This window comes from Streptomyces sp. NPDC007095 (assembly GCF_040634475.1).
Taxonomy (GTDB): domain Bacteria; phylum Actinomycetota; class Actinomycetes; order Streptomycetales; family Streptomycetaceae; genus Streptomyces.
Window position 1 is genome coordinate 1 of record NZ_JBEYFS010000398.1, and the last position, 5,790, is coordinate 5,790.

At 66.6% G+C, this 5,790-nt stretch carries 4 protein-coding genes; all 4 read left to right on the forward strand.

Translation table 11 applies throughout. The annotated features are described in order from the left end of the window. The first annotated feature begins 151 nt into the window (after positions 1-151). The 4 genes from ABZ656_RS55790 to ABZ656_RS55805 all read left to right on the forward strand — a co-directional run bounded on the left by ABZ656_RS55790 (position 152) and on the right by ABZ656_RS55805 (position 5,433). The gene (locus ABZ656_RS55790; protein WP_360280106.1) at positions 152-1,339 is read left to right on the forward strand and encodes a site-specific integrase; all 1,188 of its coding nucleotides are present in this window, start codon (positions 152-154) and stop codon (positions 1,337-1,339) included. Further along, positions 1,336-1,671 (forward strand): helix-turn-helix transcriptional regulator, encoded by a 336-nt coding sequence (locus ABZ656_RS55795; RefSeq protein ID WP_101407697.1) that lies wholly within the window; start codon positions 1,336-1,338, stop codon positions 1,669-1,671. The genes ABZ656_RS55790 and ABZ656_RS55795 overlap by 4 nt, the downstream gene beginning before the upstream one ends. A 394-nt stretch (positions 1,672-2,065) precedes the next feature. Next, positions 2,066-3,958, forward strand: coding sequence for a hypothetical protein (locus ABZ656_RS55800; protein ID WP_129592398.1), 1,893 nt, complete (start codon positions 2,066-2,068; stop codon positions 3,956-3,958). A 185-nt stretch (positions 3,959-4,143) separates the two neighbouring features. After that, on the forward strand, positions 4,144-5,433 hold the full coding sequence (locus ABZ656_RS55805; RefSeq protein WP_101407699.1) for an MFS transporter: 1,290 nt from the start codon (positions 4,144-4,146) through the stop codon (positions 5,431-5,433). The last annotated feature ends 357 nt before the right edge of the window (positions 5,434-5,790 follow it).

The following is a 5,790-nucleotide window of genomic DNA, read 5'->3' on the forward strand; positions in this document are numbered from 1 at the left end:
TAACTGGAGTACGGGCGGGTTCCCTGAGGGGCTGACCGGCGCGTCGTTCCATTTCAGCTGGCAGGAGACTCGATGGGCTCCTACATCGGCCTCTCAGGATGTTGGGCCGTTCTCCTGAATTTCAGGACTCACTGCTGTAATTTCAACGTCCGTGGCAGATCCCGGGACTCGCGTGCTCTCCCTCGTACCGCCTCTCAGCGAACCGTCGCCCGGAGAGGCGGAGTTGCTGGGAGGCGAGCCGGGGCTGAGCGATGTGCTGTTGCTGCAGCGCCGGTACGCAGGCGGGGCGGACGAGGAAGACGAGCAGCTGTTCTTCATGGACGCGCTGGTCGAGTACCAGTGGGCGCGAGACGTGGCGGGCCTGGCATCCTCCACTCTGGACGGGCTGACGAAGCCAGTGATCGAGGTGTGCGACCACTACGGTGTCGTGCCGTGGCGGCTGACGCCCCGCCACGTCGACAGGTACTTCGCCGGAGTCGGCAAACGCCAGGCACCGACGGTGCGATCGAAGCTGAACAGGATCGACCACTTCTTCGCATTCCTGGAGCAACGCTACGCGCACGAGATCTTCCAGCGGTTCGGGGCGGCGGTCGAGTCGCCGATCGATCCGTTCAACCGACACGCACACCGCGGTGACTTCGGCCTGCGGGTGCCACCGTCGGCCCGGGCGGTCAACGAGTTCTTCGCCGGTTGGCGGCGGGAGCTGGCGCACGCCCGCAAGGAGGCGGTGGCGTGCAGGGACTACGTGATGGCGAAGTTGATCTACATCTCCGGGGTGCGGGCTTCGGAGCTGTGCCAGATGCGCATGAAGGACCTGCACTGGGAGGCCGGCGACTTCGGGCGGTTCCTCGTCCAGGGCAAGGGCGCCCGAGGGTCGGGGCCGCGGCAGCGAGAGGCGTTTCTGTTCGCCGAGGGACGTGAGTTGCTGTGGTGGTACGTGGAGGAAGTCCGCGGGTTGTTCTCGGACGACCCGGAGCACCCTGAGTCGCCGGTGTGGCCCTCTGAGCGCCTGGCGCGAGACCTTGGCGGCATGCCGAGCCCTGTCGGCCCGGCGGTGACAACGTCGACGCTACGGAAGGCGCTGGCGAGAGCCTCGCAGGCCCACCTGGCAGGTCCGGTCGAGCGGATCTTTCCTCATCTGCTTCGGCATGCTTGTGCCACACACCGTTACGAGGCGGGGATGTCGCTGTGGGAGGTGCAGAAGTTGCTCGGCCATGACTGGACGACGACCACGGTTCGGTACATTTTGTCCGCTCAGAGCGATCCAGAGATGGCCAGCCGACGTTCGTCGGCTCGGGCCGCACAACGACTGCGGGTGGACACGGGGGGTCTGTCGTGAAGTGGAACCTGCGGTGGGCGGCGGCCAACCGAGGCATCTGGAGGCCCAGTGACCTGATGCCCGTGTTCAAAGAAGTCGGCTTCACTCCGTCGATGTCGAAGGTCTCCGCGCTCTGGTCGGGCACACCGGTAACGGTGCGTTTGGACGACCTGGATCTGATCTGCGCTGCTCTTCAGTGCACGGTCGCGGACCTGCTCGTCGCTGAACCTGTGGCCGGGAAGGCGCCGATGGCCCAGGACGAGGGGCTCGCGACGGCTGCGGGCGAGTCGCCCAGGCCGGTGCCGCGCCGGTCCACCGGGGCGGGGCGGCCCAGGTCACTCCCACCGAACTGAGGTGGCCCCAAGACGAAAGCGCCTGCCCTCGCTGGGGCAGTGCGCTGGCTGCCTCGGCTGGGGGCCGCGGGTCCAGTCACCGTTCTGCTCCCCCTGCCACCAGTGGCGCTCCAAAGGGAACCACCCGGAGGGCGAGTGCAGACGGTGTAAGCGGCCGTGGCGCATCAACGATGAAGGCTTCTGCCGGGCGTGTGTCGTAGCTGTCACCGAGTACGACGCGGCCTGGTACTTCGAACCCGCAAGGGCGGCAGAGCAGCCTGCATGGACCCAGCTCGCGTTCTGTCTGCCCGCTTCCGTCCGTCGGCCTGCCTTCCCCACCGGTACCTACCGCCTGCAGACTGACGGCCGCTACCACGCACCTGGCTGGGCACGCGCTCAGCGCCCCACCCTCGTCGTGGACGACGAGCGGATCTGTCCGCCGGCAGTGCGTGGACAGGTGGCCCTGTTCCCTGCGCCGTACCGGCTGCTGGAGCGCCACGCCGTCGCGATTCGCAGCCGCTTCCAAGACGATCTGATCCGACTCAAACCGCTGTTCGGTCAGGTGCAGGCCGAGCACTGCCTCGGGCGTGCCTGGCGCGTCAGTGCCATGAACATGTTGGCCCTTGCACTGGCGGCGCGCGACGCGGCCGGCCAGGACCTGGTCGACGCCGCGATCCTTGACGCCCTGCCTCACCGGCCAGTCGGAGTCACCCGGGTCCTGAACAAGGCTGGCTGGCTCGCCCCCGGCCTAGACCGCGAGGTGGTCCTGCTGCCACACGCCCAGCGGGCCCGCCCCCAATCTCAGCCACGAAGTTGCGATCACTGCCTTTCGTGGGGCCGAAACCAAGTGTGCGACGCCTGTAGAAACTGGCGTCGCACATACGCTGACCAGCGAGGATGTTGCGGTAGGTGTGGCGCCGGGCCGCTTCCCTTGCGGAACGGTCGATGCCGCGACTGCACTCGACAGCGCCTCCGACTGGGTCCTGACACCGACGCCTCCACCTGGCGACAACTGCGTCTTGCCGGACCGTCCTTGGCGAACGGCAGCGCGGCCCGTCGCGAGCTCCGCGCGGATCGCCCGGAGTTCAGTCCGCCAGCCGTACTTGAAGGTCAGGCGACGCTCTTCGAGATCGAGCGGGACTGGCGCCCGCTGGCCGGAGCCCTGCTGCCGGCCCCGCTACCGCCGGTGAAGGCCCTGCTGGCGGACTTCGCCCGGTACACCACCGAGAACCGCTGGCACCAGAAAGTCCATGAGCCGATGGCTCGAGTTCTACGAGTGGCCGCCACCTGGCTGGGCGCCGACACCGTCTTTCGCGAGGATGAGCTCCGGGCAATGCACCGCGTGTTCGGCGCCCAGGGGCGCATTCGCGGGCTTCTCGCCTTCCTGGGCCAACGCGAACAGCTCGTCACCTCGCCGCCGCGGCGCAACCGCCACGAGGCTTTCGTCCAGCGCACCATCGCCGCCTTCCCTCCACGAATCAGCGACGAACTCGGCACGTGGGTCGGGGTCATGCGTGGCGCCAGCAGGCCCCACCACCGCATCACTGACTACGCCGCTATGCGCCGCTACCTCATCTACCTGGCCGCGCCACTCGCTGACTGGACCACCCGCTACACGACCTTGCGTCAGGTGACGGAGGCTGACGTCACGGCCGCTGTCACCGCGGTCAAAGGCCCACGCGCCCACGAGCGCGCTGTGGCTATCCGGTCGCTCTTTCGAGCCCTGAAACACACCAAGCTCGTCTTCGCCGACCCCACCCGCGGCGTTCGCATAACCCGTCAGGAACTGTTGCCCACAACTCTGGCCCCCGACCGGCTGGCCGGGCTCTTGGAGACCAGCTCCAACCCGTCTACCCGCCTGGTTCTCGCCCTGGTCGCCCTCCACGCAACCAGCGGCACCGACCTGCGCAACCTCGTCCTCTCCGACGTGCTGCTCACCCGACGGCAACTTCTGATCCGCCGCCCCCACGGCCGTCACGTCGTCCACCTCGACGACACCACAGATGCCCTACTGCATGCCTGGCTCCGCTACCGCCATCAGCGTTGGCCACGCACCGTCAACGCGCACCTCCTAGTCACTCAACAGACCGCCAGCGCGACCGATCCTGTCTCCGCGGACTACGTCTACAGGCGCTTCGATCCCGCCGGTCTGACTCTGCGCGCAGTTCGCGCCGACAGAATCCTGGATGAGGCCCGCGAGACCGAAGATCCCGTCCACCTCGTCCGTGTCTTCGGAATCTCCATCACCACTGCCATGAAGTACATCCACGCCGCCCACCCCCACCGCGCCGGCCCTGTTCCTCACTGAGGCAGACCCCCGCCGGGTTTCGTAAGCGAGAGCAGGCAACGTTTATCGCTGGTTTTGGGCAGCACTTAACGATCAGATCGCCCGGAAATATTGATGAGAGCCGACAACACTGGCGCATGTCTGCCGTCGTTGGGTGACTTGTTCCACCATCGTCTGCCAGCGATCTTCGCTGATACGGTCCGATCATGCCGCGTCTGGTGGAAGTCCCTGGGTACGTACGTTTCTTGACCGCCTCGGCTGTGTCCGCGTTCGGTTCTCAGGTCACGGGGCTGGCGTTGCAGATCCTTACCGCCGTGGCGCTGAGCGCATCCGCCACAGAGGTAGGCATCGTCAACGCCGCCCGCTGGGTTCCGTATCTGCTCTTCGGACTCATAGCCGGGGTCGTGGTGGACCGCTGGCGGCGCAAGCCGATGATGGTCGCCACGGACCTCGGAAGGGCAGTCCTGCTCGGTGCGATACCCGTGCTGTATGCGCTGGATCGGCTCAGCATCCCCACGCTGTGCATGTTCGTCTTCGTGTTCGGGGTGCTGTCTTTGCTGTTCGAGGCGTCGAACCAGTCGTATGTACCACAGCTGGTACCAAAAGAGCTGCTCAACGCGGGATACGCCCGTGTGCAACAGGCCGACGCGGTGGCCGGCTCGACCGGCCCTCTGATCGCCGGGGTACTGATCAAAATCATGGGAGCGCCGCTTGCCGTGCTCGTAGACGCCCTCAGCTATCTGATATCCGGCCTGCTCCTCGCCTCGGTGAAGGCGCACGACCCCGTCCCCGATCGAGGCGCACGGCGCAGCCTGGGCAGCGAGCTGCGCGAAGGCGTGGCATGGGTCTACCGGCATCGCACGCTGGCGTCCATCGCCCTGACCTCGCACGCGATGCTCCTCTTCAACAGCATGGTGAGCACGGTCTTCGTGGTCTTCGCCCTGCATAGCCTCAAGATCGGGACATTCGGTCTGGGGGTCACCTACGCCTTCGCGAGTGTCGGCGTGATACTCGGCGGTGCGCTCTCCGGTCGCGTGGCCAGAAGACTGGACGTCGGCGCCACTCTGATCGCCTTCCGCCTGCTCGCCGCCATCGGCTGGCTGCCCCTGGTTTTGGCCGTGCGTGGACCGTGGGCGCTTGCCTCCGTGTCGCTCGGCTTCTTCCTCGTGTCCCTGGCCATCGGCATCGAAAGCCCGGTGGAGATGAGCTACCGCCAGGCGGTGACACCCGATCGGCTGCGCGGGCGGATGAACGCGACGATCCGCTCGATGAACTGGGGAATGGTAGCGGTGGGCGCACCACTTGGCGGAGTACTCGCCGACCAGGTCAGCTATCGCTTCGCCCTGTGGATCGGACTGTCCGGAGCAGTCATCCAGGCACTCGTGCTGACGGTTTCTCCCACCCGAAGGGCCCGTACTGCCGACGAACTCGACCCCTCGACAGCTGACCTGACACGGCACTGCGCAGAAGCCGCTGCCGGAGAGAGCAAGGACTGATCAGCTCGCGGTGGCATTTTGGGCCTGGGCGGTCCTGGTGTTGCCAGAACTCAGCAACACTGCCCTCCGGGAAAACCGGGCGCTCCCCGCTCTGAGCGACAAGTGGTGTCAGCTCCCACGTACAAAACCAGCCGCCCCCGGAAGCACGTGCACCCCCAAATGACCCAGCGTCAAGGTCAAGCCCGTTCCGACCACGGCACTCAGATCGCAGATCGGCCAGACACACCGCAGCGATGACGGGCCGCTCGCCCCGAGCTCGTTCGGCCGCGAACCCGCCATACTCATAGCTGTTGGTGAACCACTCACGCGTCGGTTCCTGCGACTCACCGGCCAGAAATCGACGAACCCGCCTGCTTC